We start from the raw sequence: 22,629 nt of genomic DNA on the forward strand, positions 1-22,629 counted from the left end.
TTGTGTATCAATTTGTATTGTTATAGCATTTATAGAAGGAGTACTTAATTGACTATCGAATTTAATTTAAGTATGATAGAGATGCTGATTTTTAGTTGTCATACCTCTTGTATGAGCTAATCACAACAGCACCCGCGTTGAATGGAGGGAAACGGAACGCGTAAAACAAAGGAAAACAATTATAGCGCCAGAGCTGAAGAAATTGGACGGAAATGTATCTTCAGCAGACGAGGTGGAGGTTATCGAACTTTCGGCGGATGCCTCCCGACCGTATTTGCCCGGTTGTTATTCTTTTTCATAAACCATACGAGTGATTGTATGACAGAGGGGAAAAGAAGGCATTCTTAGCTTAATGAGCTACTACATTTTATTGTGTAGGGAGCTTATTTAGACATGAATGTAAATGGAGGAAATAAGATTATGTGTGGAATTGTAGGATATATTGGAGAAGCAGATGTAAAAGAAATTTTGTTAAATGGTTTAGAAAAATTAGAGTACCGTGGATACGATTCTGCGGGAATTGCTGTGTTAAATAAAGACGGCGTAGTCGTTTTCAAAGAAAAAGGACGTATTGCTGATTTACGCGATGTAGTGGATGAAGATGTAGATGCGAAACTTGGAATTGGTCATACACGTTGGGCAACTCACGGAGTTCCAAACCAACTAAATGCACATCCACATCAAAGCACAACAACACGTTTCACTCTTGTGCATAATGGTGTTATTGAAAACTATCATTTAATGAAAAAAGCGTATCTACCTAATGTAGAAATGGCATCTGACACGGATACGGAAGTAATTGTTCAGCTTATTGAGAAATTCTCACAAGACGGGCTTTCTACAGTAGATGCACTTAGAAAAACATTGCATCTTATTCACGGATCGTATGCACTTGCTCTACTAGATAAAGAAGACAAAAATACGATTTATGTAGCAAAAAATAAATCACCACTATTAGTAGGAATTGGTGATGGATTTAATGTTGTAGCATCAGACGCTATGGCAATGCTACAAGTTACGGAGCATTATGTAGAGCTTCACGACCAAGAAATTGTAATCGTACAAAAAGATTCTGTTGAAATTCAAAAACTAGACGGAACAAAAGTAAAACGTGCACCGTACAAAGCGGAACTTGATATGAGTGATATTGAAAAAGGAACATATCCTCACTATATGCTTAAAGAAATGGATGAACAGCCTGCTGTAATCCGTAAAATAATTCAAGCTTACCAAAATGAACAAGGCGAGCTTACTATTGATCAAGCTATTTTAGATGCATTTCATGATGCAGACCGTTTATACATTATCGCAGCGGGAACAAGCTATCATGGCGGATTGATCGGTAAAGAATACTTTGAAAAAATTGCTGGTATCCCAGTAGAAGTGCATATTTCTAGCGAATTCGGCTATAACATGCCGCTTCTATCAGAGAAACCATTGTTTATGTTCCTAACACAATCAGGTGAAACTGCAGATAGCAGACAAGTACTTGTGAAAATAAAAGAAAAAGGTTACCCAACGATTACAATGACAAACGTACCAGGGTCAACACTTTCTCGCGAAGCAGATCATACATTACTACTTCATGCTGGCCCTGAAATTGCTGTTGCATCCACAAAAGCATATGTCGCTCAAGTTGCAGTATTAATGGTGACAGCTTCTGTATACGCACAATCTCAAGGAAAAACACTAGACTTTGATGTAGTGAAAGAACTAGGAATTGCAGCAAATGCAGTGCAAGCAATCGTTGATTCTAAAGAAGAAATGGAACAAATCGCTACAGAATTTTTAGCAACAACTAGAAATGCATTCTTCATCGGACGAAACATCGACTTCTATGTAAGTTTAGAGGGTGCACTAAAACTAAAAGAAATTTCATATATTCAAGCAGAAGGCTTTGCAGGCGGAGAACTAAAACACGGTACAATCGCTTTAATCGAAGACGGAACACCGATTTTCGCCCTAGCAACTCAACAAGCAGTGAGCCTGAACATTCGTGGAAACGTAAAAGAAGTAGTAGCACGTGGCGCAAACCCATGCATTATTGCTATGGAAGGTCATGAAGAAGAAGGCGACCGCTTCGTACTTCCAAAAGTACACGAGCTATTCGCTCCACTAGTAGCAGTAATTCCGCTTCAACTGATCAGTTATTATGCTGCATTGCATAGAGGTTGTGACGTGGATAAACCAAGAAACTTGGCTAAGTCGGTAACTGTGGAATAGGTAAATTTCGCTATAAATGAACAATGTGGCTTTGAAATTAATTTTTACTGTTTATAAAGAAGTTACACCGTTTTCCCCTTTAGATATGATTGTCTAAGGGGGGTTTTTTATGTCCAAAAGAAAAAGAATATCTGAAATTGAAAAGTGGATTTAAACAAGGTCGTGGTACAGGAATAGGAGAGCACTATCAGCCTTGATTAAAGATTCAAGACGTTTCCTCAATAGGTCGATCAACGAAACTAAAGGTCTGATGGCGCTTGGGCATGAAGAGTAGATTGGGATCCCAAAAAAGGCAGTCCTATAAATATTACAATAGGAAAGAAAAGGCCATATAAAATTACAATTCCTTTTAAAGCTAGTAAAAAACAATATGAATCTATTATAGATAGTTATAATAAAAAATGATCATAGCGTCGGGTACCAGGTTCTAACACAATTCTGAATTCAATGGGAACCTGGTACCCTGCACGAAATGGGAATTTTTTCTAATGCTTTTAGTAATACTCTAATAAGCTTTGCAAAGAAAAATTTAGTAAAAGCACTAGGTAAAAGAGCGGTTGGTATGATGATTGGGGGCTTAGGAGGGGTTTTAATTCAAGAGTCTGCTTCATTCATTTACTGGACCCTAGTATACGCAACAAAATATAATCCAAAGAAATGAGGCGAACTTTTTGATATTTTTTAGTACAGGCTTATTAATAGTAGGGGTCATAATTGCAATAATAAAAAGAAGTATATATCCATTCATTCTATCACTTACCTATGCAAGTGTTGCATTACTATTTGATTTTTTTCAATTAATTCTTGGGTTTTTAGGAGATAGTTGGGTATATCATCTGGCTATTCCTTTTATATTAACATTGATAGCATTCTATATTGCAGACAGAATAATTGGAAAAATGGATTGGCAGTATTAATAAATCAATTTTATTTAACTGAATCAATTTCATAAATCATCTTTTTCAAGAGCTTAGATGGCTCCTAAATCGAAACCTGCATTTTTTTAATTATGCTGCTTTTTGGAGAATGAGGAATCTGGCTGGCGAATAAGTGAAGAAAGGTCAAAAGACAATGCTCATGGAGGAAGCGCTTGGAAACTTGAGAATAATAAGAATAAACGTAAAGCAACATTAGACAAAAACGGGTATGTATTAAGAGAATAATTAAAGGAGGCATATGGTATGCCATTAATAAATATATTAATTGATATTTGCAAAGAAGCTAAAAATAGAGATAGTAAAAAATTAGACGAATTAATAGATCAACTTCATGATTATGATAATCCTAAAATACTTGATATTTACCCTTATCAGATAAAAAGTAATGAAAAGTTTAGTCAAGTAGAAATATTTTTTGATAAATTGGAAATTATAGATTTCCAACAAAAAACTCAGAATTTTAATTCGTATTTGAAAAGCTTAGAAAAATTCGAGAAATTCTTTGAAATGATATGGTTAAGATCGACTGAATTCTATGCATTCTATTATTTTCCAGAAACTTTATATAAAGATGAATTGTATTATAAATACTACGAGAGAGAATGGAATAAAATAATACCTAAGGATTATGAAGAACTAAATTTAATAAACATTGATGAGTATTCTATGTTAATTTCTCTAATTAAATTAGCTGTTTCGGATCATATCGATTTACATTTCATTATACCTGAGGAGAATATTGTATTTAGAGGGAATGGATTAGGATTTATAATATATAGCCAACATAATCTTGATCTATTAGAAAAGATAGCTAATACTGAGGGGCTCTATATACGTTGATCTCTACTTACATTAGGTATCTCTTCATATCTATAATGCTTCTGGTGGTTAATTCCTAAATTTATAAGGCACAGCCCTTAGTGACTTAGTAAAATAAACCTAAATGCTAGGTAGGGTAGAAACTAAAAACATGTTAAAAACAGCCAAGAAGGTGGCTTTAAAGGTCGGACTAAAAGCAGCATTACCTTTCAATTGGGCTACGGATCTTTATGTGTTCACGAGAGGATTTATAATAGGATGAAATAAGTATAAATAAATTTAGTTATCAGGTTAATAATTTCTGTAAACAGAAAAGTATTATATAAAAGATATATTTAGCAGGGGGAAAATTATTTGATTTCACAGCTTGCAGTTTCACCTGTATACATTATATTAACAATTATTTGCTTGGGATAATTGTTGTTTTTTGGGAATGAAAAAGGGATGTATACTATTGTCTTCAAAGTATATTCAGCTATTCACTTAATAATCTATTTAATAGCTTTATATTTGTATATTAAATAGAATTGGTGTCAGGAACCGGCGTCCAACACTATTCTTACTCCATGTATGGTTATAATTATGCGAATAATTATCCTGTTATTATGGTTGATCCTGATGGTAAGAAAGCAAAATATATTATATTATTAAGGAAATATGCTGGTATAGGAATAAATTTAAGGTACCAGGTTCTAACACTATTCCGAATTCAATGAGACCTTGGTGCCCTATTCACTATATTATTGGCTAGGTACTACGCTAATTTAGTTCGTAAAAAAACAGGGATGTTATTTTGATTTTTTTATAATGATAAATAAACTGTTCATTCTTTTTATAAAAACTAATTCAGCAAGATAACGAAAGAACCCATTTTGATCAATCTTTGTTCAAAATGAGTTCTTTTAGTATACAGCGAAGTCAACGTTTATGGGACACTATTTAATCAAACTTTATTACAAACCAACAAATAAATGTAGCTTTGAAATAAAGTTGCGTTGTATATAAAAAAGATACGATGTTTTGAATAAAATTGCGGTGTTTATTTAAAAGTTGCACCGTTTTACCCCTTTGGATATGGTTATCTAAAGGGGTGTTTTTATAGTGAAAAGGAAAAGAATTTCTAAATCAAAAATTGTATTAAGGAACTGTTGAATTACAATAAAGTTGTTCCGATAATGGGCTATTTAATTGAGTAATAGGCTGCAAAAACCACACTTTTTTTATTATCTTCTTCTTACTAAACAAATGTCATTATTACTAATGCTCCTCGTGATGCCGTTCATGTGATAAACGAGTTGGCAATACCGCCATTAGAGCTTTTTATTCTAAAAAGAAAAACGCCATCCAAAATACATCGGATAGCGCCTTGATTTTTCGAATAGTTCTATTAAGGGTTCGTCGACCAAAGCCCAGCATGTTTTAACACAACACGCGGATGAAGTTTTAGTTGTGCAACCATTAAGTCTGCTAAATCTTCTGCTTGCATCACTTTTTCTGGATTACCGTCTGTTAAGTTTAGTTCAACAGCCATATCAGTGGCAACCGTACTTGGCGTTAACGTTGTAACGCGAATATTTTTCTTACGCACTTCAAGCATTAATGACTCACTTAGTCCGATAACTGCTGCTTTTGAAGCCGAGTATGCGCTTGTAATTGGTGCACCTTTTTGACCAGCTGTTGATGAGATGTTAATGATGTCGCCTGTGTTGCGCTCTATCATTTCTGGTAATACCGCACGTGTTGTGTAGTACACACCTTTTACGTTGACATCGATAATATTTGTCCATTCTTCAGGCGTTAAGTCCATGAAGTTACCGAATTTTGAAATGCCGGCGTTATTTACTAAAATATCGATTGCACCAAGCTCGTCACGAATCGATCTAACCGCTGCTGTGATAGAATCTAAATCTGCTACATTCGCTGCAGCAATTGCTACCTTCACGTCATACTGTTTAAGTTCCTCTGCAACTTGTTGTAAATTTTCAAGCGTACGTCCAACAAGACCTACGTGAATGCCTTCCTGCGCAAAAGCTATTGCTGTTGCCCGTCCAATTCCACGTCCTGCCCCTGTAATTAACGCCACTTTTCCTGCGATTGTTTGCATGTTTTTTTCTCCTTTAGATAAGATAGATTTATTATTGACGAAATAAAGTGTATTAAACTAAAAATTTAATACTTGAGTAAGGTGCGTTTGATAAAACCGTTATGATGATATAATTATATACACTGTTTTACTCGGAAATGATTTGTCTTTAAGACTAACTTCATTCTACCTACAGTTTTCTCTATTGTGAAGAACGCACTTTTTTGTGCGGAGGTTACCAAACGGTTACTACTATAAGTAAAGGAGTAAATGTCCATGTCAGATACATTAAGAAAAGAAATCCAAAAAAGAATATTAAATCAAGATTATCATTGTGAAAAAGAACTTACCTTATCGATTATTAGCGGTAAATGGAAAGTTGTTATTTTGTGGCATTTAGGAGTAGAAGGTACACATCGATTCAGCGAACTTCAAAAGCTTTTCCCAAAAATATCCCATAAAATATTATCAAATCAATTACGTGACCTGATAGAAGATGGAATTGTTCATAGAGAAGTGTTTCCAGAAATTCCTCCGAAAGTCGAATATTCAATGACTGAACTTGGGATGACGTTATTACCAATCGTTGAGCTGATGTATGAATGGGGAAAAAAACGAATAGATCAAATTAAACAAGAAAACAATTATTTTGAATAAGAAAAAAACGAGATCATTTCCAATTATATAAATTGCATGTGCTGTTAGAAAAAGTAATATTGAATATAAAAAAAGATGTTTTGTTGTATAAAAAATCTCGGATATATTCTTTACTTTTGTAAAAAAGGAAGAAAGAGAGAAAAGGTTTATCTCGTTTCATAATCGGGCGCGATTTTTGAGCAACACGGGTAGAAAATGATCAAACTATTTTATAAAAACCAAACTTAAATCTGCTGAAAAAGAATCCATTTTGATCAATCTTTTTTCAATATGGATTCTTTTTATTTATCGTAAAATATGGTTTTGCGAGGTAGTTTTGATCAAACTTTATTTCAAAGCTACAATGGTGTTGTATCAATAAAAAGATTGTTACTTGAAAAAAAGATCGTTACTGAAGTGAAGGATCAATAAAGACGTACTCCAATAGAAAGTTTTATAAAATCGTATTTAAGAGATTGTTTCTCTTGGTCTGTCTTCAGGAGGGGTACTAACGATACGGGTAGCTTTATACCATAATACAATAAACAAATTAGAAAGGGTGATTAGTTATTTCACCAGTCAGCAAACTACGCAAAAAGAAAAGCAAACCAGCGATTACCAAGGTACCAGAAGAAGTTATTAATCATTTTTTTGGAGACATTTTTTCGATGGCTAGAGCAGTAATGTTTATAGGCTCAGTTATAGAGAAATCATTTAGAGTAAATACAAGTACAAAGATGAATTATTGGAGAACCTATGAAGCTGCCGGGAATGCTTTTAAGAAATCTATTAAAAGTGCTGCATTTAAGCAGGCTTTAAAAGAATCACTAAAGGTTGGGTGAAAAATGGTATTAAAATCCCTTTTTGAAGTGTGGGTCATTATCGAAACTATTGTTTATTTTTCAATAGGAGCAAAAAAAGGATATGAGGAATATAAACGTTACCATATAAATAGGGAGATATTATTATGAGTATACTTACACAAATACCATTTTTTTTATTAATAATTCAAAATATATATATTTCTATCGTTGATAAAAATTATAAATATCTATTGACAACTATACCAATTTCTTTAATTCTAATATCATATTATGTTTTCCATTTTTCTGGGTTATATTCATTGACAGTTGAATCTTGTATATTATTTTTTTGTATTTTGGCTTATTTTTATCTATATTTAAAATATAAAAAAAAATAAGGCTCTTCTCCATTTAGTGGTAAGTGTCAAACTGTTTTCGCCTAGTAACGGCCATTTATACAGAAATAATCTCCTTAAGAAATATTTATTAAGGAGATTATTTTGATGGAGAAAAGAAAAATTATGAAAAGAATGCTATATTCAGTGTCAGTCCCACTAGCCTTGCACAAGTAGAAAAAAGGTCAACTAGACCAGAACACAGTCCAGCAAAAGTCGAAAAATGGATTAAAGAAGATCGTGGCACAGGGATAGACGCAGATTACAAACCTTGGTGAAACATTCAAGATGTTTCATCATTAGGAAGATCCACACGTTTAAAAGGTATAGCATTTTATTATGCTTCTCTATCTTATGTCTGTATAAATCACATTAAGGCATATAATTTTCATATACATAAGGATCCTCAGGCTGCTCAATTCTTTTTATATCGGTTATTTGTAAGTTTGGCAAATCCCAATCATTTACATTGGTTTTTGATATTATTCCAGCTACTCTAATCCATTCATCCATTACTACAGGGTGAGAGATGTCAGTTGTCGCTACAATACCATAAACAGAAGAATCAGCAACACAACAAGAGATTGCGAATCTGGCAACTACAAATTGATCCGCATTAAAATCAGGCTCTTTATAAACAAAACCAACAATCTCCAACTCTTTGCCGATAAAGGAGTTTAAATCATTCGAAATGATATCCAATACGTCCAAATAATATTCATCTTTTACAACAATTTTAGAACTTCTTAAAAGGTCACTTTTCAGCTCTTCTCTATTTTTATAATCCACTGTGGCTTCATTGCTATTATATAAGTATGGTTGTAGTTCATTATTTATAGAAACATCATTATTTTCAACTAAAGCATTCACATTATTTATTACTCCAAAATCGTCAGAGGTGAAAGGAGCTTCTCCATTCAATTCTGATGCTTGTGTAGACAAACTCGACCCATAGTTGACTCCTCTTTTTGCTACAATTGAACTATCCAAAACTATATCTGGAAACCATAATCCAATAAGTATAGGTAATATAAATAATGAATAAATAAAACAACTTTGAAAGAATGACCCGTTATTGTTATGATCAAAACCACAGTTACAGTACAATTCCACCTTATTCTTCGAGTTACTTCTCCAAACTTGAATAACTCCTAATATTAATAAAACCACAATAGAAAAATATGAAAATGGTATCATTTTAGGTGCGATAAAGTTTTGGATATTACCAGTCAACATTAGCTTAAAAACTAATAGAAAGAATCCAATCAATATAATTCCTCGTAGCAATATATGAAAACTATAATCCCGTTCTTTTTGCATTACCCCACCTCACAAGATTAAATATTGAAATATTAAAATTATCACGTACACAGTTATTGTAATAATAATCATATACCCAATTACAAATTTAGCTCGAAAATATGCAAACAACATTAATGAACTTTTTAAATCTAACATAGGTCCATATACTAAAAATGCTAGAAGCGATCCGGTAGAAAATGTGTGTGCAAATGAAGAGGCCACAAAAGCATCTGCTTCCGAGCAAAGAGATAAGATAAAGCCAAGACCCATCATTACGAGAGGGGAGACTGTATCACTCGTACCAAGACTAACTAATATATCTCTGTTGAAAAAAGTCTGAAACAAACTTGCTAAAATTGTGCCGATAATTAGATATTTTCCCATGTCGAAGAATTCGTCACTTGCATTAAACATTAACAATTTTAGTTTAGAAGTATTCCTTTCGTTCACCAGTACAGAACTATCCAAAAATTCATTTGTTGTCCATTTTAATTGATTACTTTTTCGAAAGCAGACGTAAACCAGGATACCTATTAAAATGGCCGATATAAAGGCAAGACCCATTCGAGCATAAGCAATACCAGGTGTAGATTGGAATGCATAATAGGTAGAGGCAAAAACAATTGGGTTTAATATAGGAGATCCTACTATAAAAATAACTCCTAAGTGCAATGGCATCCCTTTTTTGATTAACCTTCTAACGACAGGGATAATAGCGCATTCACATACTGGGAAAACTGCACTCAATAAAGCGACTGGGATAATTGCGATAAGGGGATTTTTAGGAATAAATTTCTGAATAGCTTTTTCTGATACAAAAGTTTGAATTAAGGCTGAGGCAAATACACCTAGAAATACAAAAGGTAATGCCTCTAGAATAATGCTTAAAAATATAGTACATACATTTAGCCATGATTTAGGAATTTCAAATTGTATTTGTATGTAGTCTGCGACAAGAAAGGAAAAGGCAATAGCACCAAAGATCAGTAGACCAATTGTTTGTTTCCATAATGAAATTCCTTGATCTCTCATGGACGTCCTCCAATATCATGAAAAATTATATTCGTCTTATACAAAAGAGACGTAACTATTTTAGTGTTCCCTCTAATAATTGCTTACAATGATTATTCATTTGCTCATTGTCTAGACCTACGCCTATCAAAATTACGATAGGCTTTTTATTTAAAGAGGATGGAACCGGTGTGAATGTTGTCTTTTTGGAAGCATATTGAAAACTATAAAGTTGTTCAAAGCCTTTAATCTCAACAAACCCTTTTCCGCGCAAAACGTTATTTGGAAGCTGACTAAGCCATTTTTCAAATGCTTTTTGTTGTAAGGAAGGAAAATCCTCCACCTTCATTGCTTGTACAGTGGAATGATGGTGATGATCGTGAACAGTATCCGAATGTTGTTTACTAATAAGAATTGATTGATAACGCTTTTTGAAAAGCATGTCGGTATCTACTTGACCATGTGTACACTTCATTATTTCCTTTTCATTTCCAGATATTTTCATGATTTTATGTATCACTTTGTCTAGCTGTTCTGATGTGATAAGATCAGTCTTATTTAGCAGTAATATGCTTCCACAAATCATTTGTTCCTTCATTAGCTTCCGAACTTCAGCTGAACTTGAAAATACACTTTGATATTCTAAATAATGACTAGCATCAAGAACCGTAATTATAGACATTATTTCAAACTGATCAATATATGGCTTACTCAATAGTGCTTCTTGTATTTCTAATGGGTTTGCCACCCCAGTTCCTTCTATAAATAAAACATCCAAAGGATTGCTGTCCATTTCTGTAATCAATTTATCCAAGGTATCTTTCAAGTCATCTTGAATCGTACAACAAATACAACCATTTAGTAGCTCAACTACTTTTTTATCTTCAAATAAATGCCCTTCAACGTTTTCTTCACCTAATTCATTTAATATAATTCCTGGATGTTGACCTTTTTCCTTACAAGATTGAAGCATGTTCAAGAGGACAGTAGTCTTCCCGCTTCCAAGAAAACCACTTAAGATAAAAACAGGGATTTTGGTAGCTATATTCATTAAATCTCTCCTAACTCTTAATTTTTATAATAAAACTTGGAAAGTAGTGTTATTTATCATATATGAGGAGAATATGTTTTATCACTAGAAGATAATGCCGTGATTATAAACATATGAATGGATACAACTGAGTAGGACTATAAAATAAAAGCTAATAAACTATTTAATTGACGACTTCAATAGTAATCATTACTATTTAGGATTTTACTTCTTTTATACTTTTTCGTCAAACACAAACATGAATTTTATCTATATTAGATTAATAGATTAGGGAAAAGAATTTACTGACCAAATAAGTAAAGAAGTATTGACAGTATTTAAAAAAAATACTATTCTTTAAATCGTAATGATTACTATTTATAAATAGGAGGGCAACAATGAGAGTCCAAATAACTTTAGCTTGCACTGAAACAGGAGACAAAAATTATATTACTACGAAAAATAAACGGAACAATCCTGAACGATTAGAATTAAAAAAATATTCATCACGATTAAAGCGTGTAACTTTACATCGCGAAACAAAATAAATAAAAGAAATAATGAGATAATGTGAATAAAATACCAGTTACAGTTTTGAGTGGTTATTTAGGTGCGGGGAAAACTACTGTACTGAATCATTTATAACAAATCGAAATAAACAACACCGTTCTTCTATATGAACGGTGTTATTTGCATTGCAATAATAATCTGTTATTCTTGTCGTTTTGTATTAACTAGAAAATTTTTCTTCATTTATTATCTCAATTGCCTTCAAAAAATTGTTATAACTTTCTTTTCCATAAGTAGTATTACTTTTATTAAAAAAGTAGTTAAACATATAGGATTGCGCTTGTTCTAGAGAATATCCTATGGTCTCGCTAATCAATTTTAGATAGGAAATAAAATATTCTTTAGATAAATTAGCACCATTATTTACAGTCACGTACCTTCACCTCTAACAATTTGATGCTTCCGTTCCACAACATGATTGAGTAGAATTTCGTTGAGTTAAATTAATACTACATACACCAGTTTCGGGTAATTCAAGTTCTACCTTTTTTGCTGATTCAAAATCACCGGAAAGATGAGCCACAATAGATCTAACTTGTTCATAACCAGTCGCCATTAAGAAGGATGGAGCACGACCATAACTTTTCATACCAACAATATAGAAATCTTTTTCAGGCTGTCTTAATACCTTTTCACCATGAGGTCGAACTGTTCCGCAACTGTGAAGATTTGGATCAATTAAAGGAGCGAGGACTTCAACACTTTCTGTAGCAGTATCTATGCTTAGTCTGATTTCTCTTATAAATGAGAAGTCTGGACGGCTGCCTGTATTTGCAATGATTTCATCAACTGGAGAAAGTGTTACTTCATTACCTTCTGATTCTCCTGTAATTTCGATTCCACTTTTTGTCTTAGTTAATTGATGAATAAGAAAAGGAGTATAGACTTTTACTTGGCCAGCATCAACTAATTGGTGTATACGACTACCAAGTCTACCTCTTGCTTCAAGAGCGTCTTTATCTTCTCCACCGTATGCATTCTCTACTTTTTTCTTTCGCATTATCCAAGTAATTTCTACTTCATCATTTAACTGTGATAGTTCTAAAATCGTGTTAATGGCTGAATGGCCACCACCAACAACAGCTACTCGTTTAGCTTTGTATCTTTCTTTATGCTCACCATTAATATCAGGAATTCCATAATAAATGTGTTGTTTTAATTCTCTTTCTTCTTTTGTCCATATACTATCAGCGTTTATTGGATTTGGTTGTGACCAAGTTCCTGTAGCATCAATTATTGCTCTTGCTTCTATTCTTTTTGACCTTCCATTTTGTTCTAGGTAAAGAACAAAGGGAGAAGTTTCTCTTTTAGCATTTTTCATTTTATCTAAACCCTTTTTACTTATTGAAACAACTTTTGTATTCAGCAATAGAAAAGGTTTTATTTCAGGTACTTTTGCTAAAGGCTCCAAATATTTACTAACTAACTCACTTCCTAAAGGGAGTTGTTCCAATGATGGAGCACTCCATCCGTGTTTATCTAGAATTTTTTTAGCAATCTTATCGATGTTGTATTGCCATGGTGAAAATAACCGTACATGGCCCCAGTTTAAAATATTTCTTCCAACACTTTCAGCTGACTCCAGTAGTATAAAAGATTCACCAATATTGGCTAGATGCGCAGCCGCAGCCAAACCTACCGGACCTGCCCCAATAATTGCTATAGGCAATTCCTTATTGGATTCTTTTTCTTCTTGTTCAATTATTTTTGTAGAAGTTCCACAACATTTGCCAACGTTAATTTGTTTTAGTACAATGTTATTCATTCTCTTACCTCCATAAATTTAGTGGTATTACTTGAATAGTTTATATTACTTGTATTTTGCAAGTAATGTAAATTTTTTTAAGCAAGAATTAACTTGCTTAAAGTAGAGGGCTACAGCAAACGCTTGATTTGGACATAGCTTGATTTAATAATTGAATAGAACGAATAACTGTTTCTTTTTCAAATTCGTTCATATGTGAGAATACTTCCTCTAAATAAGCATTCATCGATTGATCAATGGTTGTAGCAACAAATTTACCCTGTACCGTTAGGGATAAAATATATACCCTTTTGTCTATAGAAGAAGGTGTTTTTTTTACTAATTCCATTTTAATAAGTGTCTGGATTTGTCTGCTAAAAGTTGTAATATCCATTGCAATTGTGTCCGCAATTTGTTGCATAGATGGTGATGTTTGTTTGTCTATTTCATAAAGAATATGACTTTGTATAGTAGATATATCCACTGTTCCAACTGAACAACAATTTTTATTTAGGAGTCCAAACCTACGGGTAAGCACTTGAAATAGTTCACGTTTGTTTTCCATGTTTTCACCTCTACATATAAGATACGTTATTTACTTGCAAAATGCAATTATTAAATATAAAATTGCAATAAATATCTTTATTTTGGAGGGATTAAGACATGAATTATATGGTTAGAAATGCCTCGAAAGACGATTGGGATCAAATTAAAAATATTTATAAAGAGGGTATTTCCACAGGTCTAGCTACATTTGAAACGAAAGTACCTTCTTCCTATGAACAATGGATCTTAAAAGCACACCCTGAATGCACTTTAATTGTATATGAAGAAAACACTACCCTTGGATGGTGTAAATTGTCAACAACATCAGATCGATTGGCTTATACAGGTGTAGGCGAAGTTAGTATTTATGTGCATCCTTCCGCAAAAAGAAAGGGTGTCGGTGATTTACTATTGAAAAATTTGATTGTGAAATCTGAAGAACAAGGGTTTTGGACTTTACAAGCTGTAATCTTCCTAGAAAATAAAGGTAGTGTTCATTTACATCAGAAAAATGGTTTTAGAGTGGTAGGCATTCGAGAAAGAATTGGAAAAATAAATGGTATTTGGAGAGACAATGTTTTATTAGAAAGAAGAAGCTTGTTAGTTGGATTAGAAGAGTAATCTTTATATTAGAGAAAAGTGTGATCCTTGTTCGGCTAATTGGGAAGTTTAGTTGAACAAGGTAATATAATATCCCCCCTTCTAAAAAGGAGGGATTTAATATAGTTGTTTGTATTTTCCTTTAATGAAACATTCAACCCAAGTTCATCTGATAAGATGATACCAATTAAACTTTTTACGAAAACTGGACTTCTGCATTATTATTTCGCCAACTATTAAATCCATTAGGTATATACTTTTATTAGTTAAAAGAGAACCAAAAAAAAACTCTCAAGGTTATTTATACATTACTCACCGGTTTCAGCAAAATGTTTAATTCTGTCTCTAATTTCATTACGAACTCGTTGGAAAGTTACCCATTTTTCGGCATCAGTCCCGACCGCTTTAGCAGGATCGTCAAATCCCCAATGATCCCGTTTAACATGAGGTGGTGTTATTGGGCACTTATCCGCTGCATCTCCACAAAGTGTGACCACGAAATCCGCGTTATTTAACGTTTCTATATCGATAATATCTGAAGTTTGATTTGAAATATCAATACCAACTTCACACATGGCTTTGACAGCATTAGGATTTAAACCATGTGCTTCAATACCTGCACTTAAAACTTCCCACTCATCACCTAAATATTTTTTTCCCCAAGCTTCCGCCATCTGGCTTCTGCATGAATTTCCCGTACATAAAAAGTAGATTGTTTTTTTTTCCATAATTGAAGTCTCCTTTAGAAAAATAATAATGAAATATAAAGTCCGAATAATGTAAGGAATAAGATTGGAATTGTTAGGGCAATACCAGTTTTAAAGTAAGTTCCCCAAGAGATTTTTACCCCTTTTTGTGATAAAACATGGAGCCACACTAACGTTGCAAGTGAGCCAATCGGTGTAATTTTAGGTCCTAAATCAGAACCAATAACATTCGCATAAATAAGTGCTTCACGGATTGTTCCAGAAGTATTCGTTTCTGCAATTGCCAATGCATCTATCATAACGGTTGGCATGTTATTCATTAGGGAGGAAAGGAAAGCAGCAATGAATCCCATTGACATCGTTGCTACAAACAACCCTTGCTTTGCAGCTTCTTCAACTATGCCAGCTAACACACTTGTAAGCCCTGCATTCCCTAGCCCATAAACGACAATATACATACCAATAGAGAAAAATACAATATTCCATGGAGCTCCTTTTATTACTGTTCTTGTATCAACAGCCTTACTTCTTCTTGCCATTACGATAAAGGAAATAGCTATTATTCCTGCTACAATGGAAACTGGTATATTAATGTATTCACTAATAAGATAACCAACTAGCAATATAGCAAGAACATACCAAGAAAGATGGAACATTCTTATATTCCTAATTGCATCTTTTGGTTCTCTAAGCTTAGATAAATCATATGTTCTTGGTATGCTTTTTCTAAAATAAAATAATAAAATGCTGATAGTTGCTATCAGTGAGAATATGTTAGGAATAATCATTCGTGAAGCGTATTCCACGAAGCCAATATCAAAGAAATCCGCTGATACAATGTTAACTAGGTTACTAACCACGAGTGGTAGAGAGGTTGTATCTGCGATAAACCCACTCGCTATAATGAATGGGAAGATCATTTTCTCTTTAAAATTCAAATTACGAACCATCGCTAAAACAATTGGCGTCAAAATTAAGGCAGCCCCGTCATTTGCAAAAAAGGCCGCGACAATTGCTCCTAAAACACTTACATAAACGAACATTTTAATACCGTTACTTTTGGCAGCCCTTGCCATATGTAAAGCAGCCCATTCAAATAATCCAATCTCATCTAGAATTAAAGAAATTAAGATGATCGCGATAAAAGATAATGTTGCGTTCCAAGTAATATCTACTACTTCAACAACGTCACTAAATTCAACAACTCCTACTAACAGTGCAATAATAGCTCCTCCACAGGCGGACCAACCGATGTTCAAACCTCTAGGCTGCCATATAACGAAAATAAGGGTTACTAAGAAAATCATTGATGCCAAAATTACTGGTGACAAAATACTAACCTCCATTATTCACATGAGATACGTAATCCCTGTTGTTCTAATTCATGTAGTTTAAAATCTTGGTTTGGAAGATGATGAATCAAGTTTTGTACGAGTGGAAAAACATCACTTTCCTTGTTCAGTGAATAGATAATCCATTGGCCCCTTCTTGTTTCACGCACCAACCCAACATCTTTTAACTTCCGTAAATGTTGACTAATAGCAGGCTGACTTACTTTAAATATTTCAACGAATTCACAAACGCAATAATCATGAGAATCCAGCATTTTAAGCATTGTAAGCCTTGTTTTATCACCCAATAATTTTAATATTGTTGCAGCTTTTTCTATTTCAATTGTTGATAATTCCATGAAAGCCCCTCCTTACCCTATTTGAATATTAGTATATAACGATTTACTTATATAATAATTTGCTTATATGTTAATTGCAACTGTTTATTTTAATTTTTGTGAATAGGATTAAATAGCAAAGCATTTTGCAGACTTGTCGGTCCAATACAGTCTTGTATTTAATTTTTGTTAAAATTTCTTGACTTCGTATCCGACTTCCTTCATATTAAAAGAGACTGAAAGGTATCTTTTTGGAGGGTGAAAATGAACAAAGGTGAATTAACAAGGCGTAATATTATTCGAAAATCAGCTACGCTTTTTAACAAAAAAGGTTACATGACAACATCAATGAGTGACATTATTCAGGAAACGAATATTCAAAAAGGGGGGATATATCGACACTTTAAGGATAAGGAACAGCTGATGGTGGAATCTTTTCATTTTTCTACCGAAATAATGCGTAATCATTTAATGACGAGTGTTTCACAACACGATAATGCAACGGACAAATTAATCGCATTTGTGGAGGCATTTTTACAATTAAGTGAAGGAGAACCGATAGTAGGTGGGTGTCCTATTTTTAACGCAGCCATTGAAATGGATGATTTAGGGGTGAGTACGTTACTGCCATCGATTAATGAAGCAATGGATATGATGATAAAATGGATGGTAAAAATTATAGAGGATGGTATTAGGCATCAAGAGTTAAATCAGTCATTACAGCCATACGACACTGCGATATATATTGTGTCAACTCTTGAAGGTGGACTCGTATTAGACCGATTAAAGAAAAATGGGCAAATAACGAAGATCATAATAAATAATTTGAAGCAATATATTTCAATGATTGCTACTGAGCGGCAATAAAGCCGTCTTTTTTATAATTTAAAAGAGACTGAAAGGTATCTTTTTAAGAGCTAGAAGAGAATGGTGTCTCGAGAAAATATTAAAAAATCAACAGTCTCCAGCTCTTGCCATACATTCTATTCAAGAAAAAAAAATTTCCGATTTCAAATGTGGATGTCCTATTACATGATAGCAACTTTAAACAAGTAATTAAAGTTGATACTAGAGGTCACCATAATTGTGTAAAAGATAAATATTTTTGGGATAACGTTTTTCATTTTATAGTAAACAATGAGGGGGATAAAGTAGATGAAGTATATTGATACGCTTGTAATTGGTGCAGGTCCAGGAGGATATGTGGCAGCTATTCGCGCTACTCAAATGAAGCAAAACGTAACGATTGTAGAGAGAGAGTATTTAGGAGGAGTTTGCTCGAATGTCGGTTGTATACCATCAAAAGTGCTGATTTCAGTAGGTCATCGTTTTGAGCAAGTAAAGCATTCAGATGATATGGGTGTTGTTGCACAAGAAGTAAAACTTGACTGGACAAAAGTGCAAGAATTCAAAAAAGGCATAGTTTCTAAATTAGTAGGTGGTGTTGAAAGTCTATTAAAAGGCAACAAAATCGATATCGTGAAAGGCGAAGCATACTTCGTAGATGCAAACACTGTACGTGTCATCGATGGCGACAACCTACAAACTTACAAATTCAAAAATGCAATCCTTGCAACAGGTTCTCGTCCGGTGGAAATTCCAACATTCAAATTCACTGATCGCTTAATCAACTCAACTGGTGCACTTTCTTTACCAGAAGTACCAGAAAAATTAGTTGTCATCGGTGGTGGTTACATCGGTACTGAGCTAGGTTCTGCTTACGCTAACTTAGGTTCTCAAGTAACAATCATTGAAGGTGGCAAAGACATCTTAGCTGGTTTCGAAAAGCAAATGACACAAGTTGTGAAAAAAGGCTTAAAGAAAAAAGGCGTAGAAGTTGTGGTAGGCGCATCAGCTAAGGGCGTAGAAGAAAATGAAAACGGCGTAGTTGTAACGTATGAAGTTGGCGGAGAAGAAAAAACAGTAGAAGCTAACTATGTATTAGTAACTGTAGGTCGTCGCCCAAATACAGATGAGATGGGTCTTGAAGCAGTAGGTATCGAATTTGCAGAACGCGGTTTACTAAAAGTAGACAAACAATGCCGTACTTCCATGCCAAACATTTATGCAATTGGTGATATCGTGTCTGGTCCACAACTTGCGCATAAAGCTTCTTATGAAGGTAAAGTAGCTGCAGAAGCAATCGCTGGTGAAAATTCATCCGTAGATTATTTAGCAATCCCAGCTGTATGCTTTACAGATCCAGAACTTGCAACTGTTGGTTACAATGAAGAGCAAGCAAATGCAGAAGGTATTGAAGTGAAAGTAGCGAAATTCCCATTCGCAGTAAACGGTCGTGCATTAGCTTTAAATGTACCAGAAGGTTTTGTGAAACTTGTAGCAAGTAAAGATGATGGCGTATTAATCGGTGCTCAAATCGTAGGTGCTGGTGCATCTAACATGATCGCTGAAATGACTCTTGCAATCGAAGCGGGTATGACTGCAGAAGATATCGCATTAACAATCCATGCTCACCCAACTTTAGGTGAGATTACAATGGAAGCTGCTGAGATAATTTTAGGGAACCCAATCCATGTTGTGAAAGTATAATGAATATATTTCGCATACTTACATTATTGGATAGAACGAGAAAGATTAATGCTCCAAAAATGTTGAACCAAATGCAAAACCATTTGAAGTTCAGCAAATAATTAATTTGTTAAACGATTTGAGGGAAAATTCGGTAACTTTTCTTAGCGCCTTAGAAGATGATATATTGGCGGGAAAATCAATGAAACATCCAGCTTTTGGTGAATTACCTCTCGATCAATGATGAACATATATATTTACATGGACAGCGACATATAGAGCAAATAAAAGAAATAAAATTACTTTTAGATGTGAGTCACTAAAACTATGATTATAAAAATAATTTTATTGGATAAAATTTAAATATTTGTAATAAAGTTGCCTCTTTTGACCTCTTTAGATATGATTGTCTAAAGAGGTATTTTTATGTCTAAAGGAAAAAGAATAACCAAAATTGACTGAAAATTCAGTTGTTTTTGATGATATATTAGAAAAAAATTTCCGTTATTACGGCTGGAAGAGACATTGTATTTGCTAATTAACTTTACATATCCTTCTCTTACAAGAATAGTAATTTTCCCGCATTGCTATAAATGAAGGTTATATGAAATGGTACAAGTCTTATTACTGATTATAATAGAGAAATTTGAAAAGTCTACTTTTTACAAGTATGGCTTTACTTGGGGGATGCCTATGTGGAAAATTTTAAAGACTTTTTTTATTTTAGAGAAATCTAATAAAAAAAATATTTTTACTTGTATTGCCGTGGCAGCATTTGTTTTTGGCATGGTTTTATTTGTAAAAACAGAGGATTTAGGAAACGGAATAAAAGAACAATCAATTGAATACCAATCGCTTTCTTCAGCGTTGAATAAATTTCAAAATGTAGACGCCTCTCCAAAAGGGAGAGGTAGCGAACTATATAAGAATTTAGTCCTCCAGCAACAATTAGTAGCTAAGCAACGTATGTCGATAAGAATGGATCTACCAGAATTGTTTTTGGATACAGCGATAGATTTTGCAAATTTAAGAGCTAAGGCATTCGAAATGGATGGATTTGATAAGGTTGCAGGTAATCTACCTTCTAAAAGGGAAAATCAATTAGATAGTATATTCTATCAATATATTAAGAAAACTGAGATTCCTTTATCCACGAATCCATTGTCTTTTTTTCCGTTTATTGCTTATCTATTTAGTGTACTTGGCTCCGTTTGGTTTGTTTTCATAGCCATTTATTCATCTGGGATCATGGTAGAAGAATTCCGGCATACTTCTTTAATTAAAGGCTATCCAATATCGTTTGATAAGTACGTTATAGCCAAATGTATTTCATCCATGCTCCTAGTAGGTGTATTTCTTTTGGAGCTATTTGTTTGCAGCCTGCCATTAATTTATTTGGATGGATTAGGGAACTCTTCTTATCCTATCGCTATTTTTAATGGTGATTTTGATGTTTACCCTATATATAAATATTTAGGTGTATCTATACTCTACATGGTTTTAATTTCTATTTTTGTTATACTTCTATCCGTAATATTGAATGTTTTGTTGAAGAATATGTATTTGACGCTATTTGTGCAGCTGTTATTGTATGTTTTTCCTATGTTATTTCCAGGCATGATGAATCTTATCCCGTTTAATCCATTTAACTATTTTAACTTTTCTAGTGTATTGAATGGACAAATGCTCGACCTTGCCAAACCAGTAGACTTAAATAGCACATATGGACTTATTTATATCGGGATAAGTATTGTCATATTGGTAGTCGCTGTAAAGTTATTTTTGACTACTGGGAAACTAAAAAAAGTATAAGGGAGTGAGATAATGAGCGAGTATTTTAAGATAGAGTTTTTTCAATTTATGAGCAATAAAAAGAATATCGCGATTTATGTCATTCTACTTTTCTTTTCGTGTTATTATGCACTAAAAATATCTCCGGAATATGATCCTATCGAAAAAGTAGATGTAAGTGAAATAGAGGCACGGTATTTAACGAGGGATGAATTTCTAAAACATGTGGTGATTAATGAATGGACGAACTATTATGTAAGATTTGCTGCTGGGATATACCCTGAATGGAATAAATACGATAAAAAAAGATTAGACGCTATCAAACAGGGCAACCTAGATGATTATGCGGAGGCTACATTTAAATGGTATACGTACTCTGACAACATAATTGTTAACTGGGGAAGCGATATCCTATACTACAATCCTGGTTATTACACGTATGGAAATAATTATGCAAGGGCCGATGGGCACTATGCGTATTTATATTCTGCAAGTCGTTTCGAAGGATATACAGAAGGGAAATCAAATTTATCGATAAACGTTTTTGAGGAAAGAACTGCGTTACAAACATTGCAACGCTTGTTAAACGCTTATCTGCCGCTCATCCTCCTTGTTAGCTGTATACTTTTCACAGTGGATATTGTGATGAAGGATCGACGGAATCCAACATTGTTACAAGGTTTGCCACTTTCAGATTGGGGAAAATTGATAGTTAAAGGGGGAGTTTCCTTACTGGGAAGTATTCTAGCGATTATCCCACTTTCCGTAGGTCTATTGATAATAGGGGCTCGAAACGGGTTTGGTGATTTTAAGTTGCCTGTTCCTATTTATAATTCTAGTGAAAAAATCTTTTCAAATATAATGATGTGGCAATATTTAATAGAGAACATGATATTCATGATGTTCTGGTTTTTATTCATCATTACTTTGCTGCTAATTGTAAGTGTGACGTTAAAAAACGAGTTTGCAAATTTAGTAGTAGGCTGCGTGTTTGTTGTTGCTGAATTTATGTACTACGTTAGAGGGATTGGTCATTATAGGGACGTTCAGTGGTATCCAACGAGTTATGTTCAAGTAGGACAGATCATTTCAGGACATCGGAACTTTCTTTATGTTACCGATGGACTTACAGTTGGTACTGGACTTTTTATAATAGGATTGTGTACATGTATTTTTCTGTTCGTTACTTTCTTGATTAGTCATCATAGAAAGTTTAAGTTATTTTAGTTTCAT

At 33.6% G+C, this 22,629-nt stretch carries 21 protein-coding genes and 2 pseudogenes; 13 read left to right on the forward strand and 10 right to left on the reverse strand.

Features of this window, described 5'->3' with window-relative positions:
- Positions 1-420 precede the first annotated feature (420 nt).
- The 3 genes from glmS to ACFVR1_RS07595 all read left to right on the forward strand — a co-directional run bounded on the left by glmS (position 421) and on the right by ACFVR1_RS07595 (position 4,001).
- A complete protein-coding gene (glmS, locus tag ACFVR1_RS07585) occupies positions 421-2,223 on the forward strand; it encodes a glutamine--fructose-6-phosphate transaminase (isomerizing) (RefSeq protein ID WP_387583288.1) in 1,803 nt (600 codons plus the stop codon).
- A 671-nt stretch (positions 2,224-2,894) separates the two neighbouring features.
- A complete protein-coding gene (locus tag ACFVR1_RS07590) occupies positions 2,895-3,140 on the forward strand; it encodes a hypothetical protein (RefSeq protein WP_387582518.1) in 246 nt (81 codons plus the stop codon).
- Between the two features lie 264 nt (positions 3,141-3,404).
- A complete protein-coding gene (locus ACFVR1_RS07595; RefSeq protein ID WP_387582521.1) occupies positions 3,405-4,001 on the forward strand; it encodes a hypothetical protein in 597 nt (198 codons plus the stop codon).
- A 1,366-nt stretch (positions 4,002-5,367) separates the two neighbouring features.
- Here the strand turns inward: ACFVR1_RS07595 and ACFVR1_RS07600 are convergent.
- On the reverse strand, positions 5,368-6,084 hold the full coding sequence (locus ACFVR1_RS07600) for a 3-ketoacyl-ACP reductase (protein ID WP_387582523.1): 717 nt from the start codon (positions 6,082-6,084) through the stop codon (positions 5,368-5,370).
- 255 nt (positions 6,085-6,339) lie between these two features.
- Between ACFVR1_RS07600 and ACFVR1_RS07605 the strand changes: the two genes are divergently transcribed.
- Both ACFVR1_RS07605 and ACFVR1_RS07610 read left to right on the forward strand, forming a co-directional pair.
- Positions 6,340-6,720 (forward strand): winged helix-turn-helix transcriptional regulator, encoded by a 381-nt coding sequence (locus tag ACFVR1_RS07605; protein WP_387582526.1) that lies wholly within the window; start codon positions 6,340-6,342, stop codon positions 6,718-6,720.
- A 647-nt stretch (positions 6,721-7,367) separates the two neighbouring features.
- Complete coding sequence (locus ACFVR1_RS07610) at positions 7,368-7,541, forward strand: hypothetical protein (protein ID WP_387582528.1); 174 nt, start codon at positions 7,368-7,370, stop codon at positions 7,539-7,541.
- A gap of 728 nt (positions 7,542-8,269) precedes the next feature.
- On the opposite strand, the gene ACFVR1_RS07615 is transcribed toward ACFVR1_RS07610, so the two are convergent.
- The 3 genes from ACFVR1_RS07615 to ACFVR1_RS07625 are packed head-to-tail and all read right to left on the reverse strand — an operon-like array spanning position 8,270 to position 11,261.
- On the reverse strand, positions 8,270-9,217 hold the full coding sequence (locus ACFVR1_RS07615) for a TIGR03943 family putative permease subunit (RefSeq protein WP_387582530.1): 948 nt from the start codon (positions 9,215-9,217) through the stop codon (positions 8,270-8,272).
- A 9-nt stretch (positions 9,218-9,226) separates the two neighbouring features.
- Complete coding sequence (locus ACFVR1_RS07620) at positions 9,227-10,231, reverse strand: permease (RefSeq protein WP_387582533.1); 1,005 nt, start codon at positions 10,229-10,231, stop codon at positions 9,227-9,229.
- Between the two features lie 55 nt (positions 10,232-10,286).
- Positions 10,287-11,261 (reverse strand): CobW family GTP-binding protein, encoded by a 975-nt coding sequence (locus ACFVR1_RS07625; protein ID WP_387582535.1) that lies wholly within the window; start codon positions 11,259-11,261, stop codon positions 10,287-10,289.
- Between the two features lie 377 nt (positions 11,262-11,638).
- Between ACFVR1_RS07625 and rpmG the strand changes: the two genes are divergently transcribed.
- Together rpmG and ACFVR1_RS07635 are read left to right on the forward strand one after the other, a co-directional pair.
- On the forward strand, positions 11,639-11,788 hold the full coding sequence (rpmG, locus tag ACFVR1_RS07630; RefSeq protein ID WP_387582538.1) for a 50S ribosomal protein L33: 150 nt from the start codon (positions 11,639-11,641) through the stop codon (positions 11,786-11,788).
- 22 nt (positions 11,789-11,810) lie between these two features.
- Positions 11,811-11,882: pseudogene (locus ACFVR1_RS07635) on the forward strand (GTP-binding protein); the annotation flags it as partial.
- Between the two features lie 88 nt (positions 11,883-11,970).
- Here ACFVR1_RS07635 and ACFVR1_RS07640 read toward each other — a convergent pair.
- The 3 genes from ACFVR1_RS07640 to ACFVR1_RS07650 form a co-directional block, all read right to left on the reverse strand.
- Positions 11,971-12,183 carry a hypothetical protein gene (locus ACFVR1_RS07640; protein WP_387582540.1) on the reverse strand — a complete coding sequence of 71 codons (213 nt, stop codon included), beginning with the start codon at positions 12,181-12,183 and terminating at the stop codon, positions 11,971-11,973.
- Between the two features lie 12 nt (positions 12,184-12,195).
- Complete coding sequence (locus ACFVR1_RS07645) at positions 12,196-13,575, reverse strand: NAD(P)-binding domain-containing protein (RefSeq protein ID WP_387582543.1); 1,380 nt, start codon at positions 13,573-13,575, stop codon at positions 12,196-12,198.
- A gap of 97 nt (positions 13,576-13,672) precedes the next feature.
- The gene (locus ACFVR1_RS07650) at positions 13,673-14,119 is read right to left on the reverse strand and encodes a MarR family winged helix-turn-helix transcriptional regulator (RefSeq protein ID WP_387582546.1); all 447 of its coding nucleotides are present in this window, start codon (positions 14,117-14,119) and stop codon (positions 13,673-13,675) included.
- A gap of 98 nt (positions 14,120-14,217) precedes the next feature.
- Here ACFVR1_RS07650 and ACFVR1_RS07655 point away from each other — a divergent pair, with 98 nt between their 5' ends.
- Positions 14,218-14,721 (forward strand): GNAT family N-acetyltransferase, encoded by a 504-nt coding sequence (locus ACFVR1_RS07655; RefSeq protein WP_387582548.1) that lies wholly within the window; start codon positions 14,218-14,220, stop codon positions 14,719-14,721.
- A gap of 287 nt (positions 14,722-15,008) precedes the next feature.
- Here the strand turns inward: ACFVR1_RS07655 and arsC are convergent, their stop codons facing one another.
- Genes arsC through ACFVR1_RS07670 form a run of 3 tightly spaced genes read right to left on the reverse strand, consistent with a single transcriptional unit; the run spans position 15,009 to position 17,097 of the window.
- Positions 15,009-15,428: an arsenate reductase (thioredoxin) gene (gene arsC, locus ACFVR1_RS07660; protein WP_387582550.1), complete on the reverse strand. Its 420-nt coding sequence runs from the start codon at positions 15,426-15,428 to the stop codon at positions 15,009-15,011.
- A 14-nt stretch (positions 15,429-15,442) separates the two neighbouring features.
- On the reverse strand, positions 15,443-16,753 hold the full coding sequence (locus ACFVR1_RS07665) for an arsenic transporter (RefSeq protein ID WP_387582553.1): 1,311 nt from the start codon (positions 16,751-16,753) through the stop codon (positions 15,443-15,445).
- Entirely contained in the window at positions 16,753-17,097 is a 345-nt protein-coding gene (locus ACFVR1_RS07670) for an ArsR/SmtB family transcription factor (RefSeq protein ID WP_387582555.1), read from the reverse strand. The genes ACFVR1_RS07665 and ACFVR1_RS07670 overlap by 1 nt, the downstream gene beginning before the upstream one ends.
- Before the next feature lie 243 nt (positions 17,098-17,340).
- Here ACFVR1_RS07670 and ACFVR1_RS07675 point away from each other — a divergent pair, with 243 nt between their 5' ends.
- The 5 genes and pseudogenes from ACFVR1_RS07675 (at position 17,341) to ACFVR1_RS07695 (ending at position 22,623) form a co-directional block, all read left to right on the forward strand.
- The gene (locus ACFVR1_RS07675; protein ID WP_387582557.1) at positions 17,341-17,943 is read left to right on the forward strand and encodes a TetR/AcrR family transcriptional regulator; all 603 of its coding nucleotides are present in this window, start codon (positions 17,341-17,343) and stop codon (positions 17,941-17,943) included.
- Between the two features lie 288 nt (positions 17,944-18,231).
- A complete protein-coding gene (gene lpdA, locus ACFVR1_RS07680; protein WP_387582559.1) occupies positions 18,232-19,626 on the forward strand; it encodes a dihydrolipoyl dehydrogenase in 1,395 nt (464 codons plus the stop codon).
- Between the two features lie 23 nt (positions 19,627-19,649).
- A pseudogene (locus ACFVR1_RS07685) lies at positions 19,650-19,928 on the forward strand (DinB family protein); the annotation flags it as partial.
- Between the two features lie 370 nt (positions 19,929-20,298).
- Positions 20,299-21,417: an ABC transporter gene (locus tag ACFVR1_RS07690; RefSeq protein WP_387582562.1), complete on the forward strand. Its 1,119-nt coding sequence runs from the start codon at positions 20,299-20,301 to the stop codon at positions 21,415-21,417.
- A 12-nt stretch (positions 21,418-21,429) separates the two neighbouring features.
- The gene (locus tag ACFVR1_RS07695; RefSeq protein ID WP_387582565.1) at positions 21,430-22,623 is read left to right on the forward strand and encodes an ABC transporter permease; all 1,194 of its coding nucleotides are present in this window, start codon (positions 21,430-21,432) and stop codon (positions 22,621-22,623) included.
- Positions 22,624-22,629 lie beyond the last annotated feature (6 nt).

The sequence above is a fragment of the Psychrobacillus sp. NPDC058041 genome (genome assembly GCF_042885655.1).
In the GTDB taxonomy this organism is placed as follows: Bacteria; Bacillota; Bacilli; order Bacillales_A; family Planococcaceae; genus Psychrobacillus.

Bases quoted from the DNA above. Each gene is read 5' to 3' on its own strand.
- ACFVR1_RS07620 (WP_387582533.1), bottom strand. From the start codon at position 10,231: ATGAGAGATCAAGGAATTTCATTATGGAAACAAACAATTGGTCTACTG.
- ACFVR1_RS07615 (WP_387582530.1), bottom strand. From the start codon at position 9,217: ATGCAAAAAGAACGGGATTATAGTTTTCATATATTGCTACGAGGAATT.
- rpmG (WP_387582538.1), top strand. From the start codon at position 11,639: ATGAGAGTCCAAATAACTTTAGCTTGCACTGAAACAGGAGACAAAAAT.
- ACFVR1_RS07670 (WP_387582555.1), bottom strand. From the start codon at position 17,097: ATGGAATTATCAACAATTGAAATAGAAAAAGCTGCAACAATATTAAAA.
- ACFVR1_RS07655 (WP_387582548.1), top strand. From the start codon at position 14,218: ATGAATTATATGGTTAGAAATGCCTCGAAAGACGATTGGGATCAAATT.
- ACFVR1_RS07695 (WP_387582565.1), top strand. From the start codon at position 21,430: ATGAGCGAGTATTTTAAGATAGAGTTTTTTCAATTTATGAGCAATAAA.
- ACFVR1_RS07665 (WP_387582553.1), bottom strand. From the start codon at position 16,753: ATGGAGGTTAGTATTTTGTCACCAGTAATTTTGGCATCAATGATTTTC.
- ACFVR1_RS07610 (WP_387582528.1), top strand. From the start codon at position 7,368: ATGGCTAGAGCAGTAATGTTTATAGGCTCAGTTATAGAGAAATCATTT.
- ACFVR1_RS07645 (WP_387582543.1), bottom strand. From the start codon at position 13,575: ATGAATAACATTGTACTAAAACAAATTAACGTTGGCAAATGTTGTGGA.
- ACFVR1_RS07650 (WP_387582546.1), bottom strand. From the start codon at position 14,119: ATGGAAAACAAACGTGAACTATTTCAAGTGCTTACCCGTAGGTTTGGA.
- ACFVR1_RS07605 (WP_387582526.1), top strand. From the start codon at position 6,340: ATGTCAGATACATTAAGAAAAGAAATCCAAAAAAGAATATTAAATCAA.
- ACFVR1_RS07600 (WP_387582523.1), bottom strand. From the start codon at position 6,084: ATGCAAACAATCGCAGGAAAAGTGGCGTTAATTACAGGGGCAGGACGT.
- ACFVR1_RS07595 (WP_387582521.1), top strand. From the start codon at position 3,405: ATGCCATTAATAAATATATTAATTGATATTTGCAAAGAAGCTAAAAAT.
- ACFVR1_RS07625 (WP_387582535.1), bottom strand. From the start codon at position 11,261: ATGAATATAGCTACCAAAATCCCTGTTTTTATCTTAAGTGGTTTTCTT.
- lpdA (WP_387582559.1), top strand. From the start codon at position 18,232: ATGAAGTATATTGATACGCTTGTAATTGGTGCAGGTCCAGGAGGATAT.
- arsC (WP_387582550.1), bottom strand. From the start codon at position 15,428: ATGGAAAAAAAAACAATCTACTTTTTATGTACGGGAAATTCATGCAGA.
- glmS (WP_387583288.1), top strand. From the start codon at position 421: ATGTGTGGAATTGTAGGATATATTGGAGAAGCAGATGTAAAAGAAATT.
- ACFVR1_RS07690 (WP_387582562.1), top strand. From the start codon at position 20,299: ATGTGGAAAATTTTAAAGACTTTTTTTATTTTAGAGAAATCTAATAAA.
- ACFVR1_RS07675 (WP_387582557.1), top strand. From the start codon at position 17,341: ATGAACAAAGGTGAATTAACAAGGCGTAATATTATTCGAAAATCAGCT.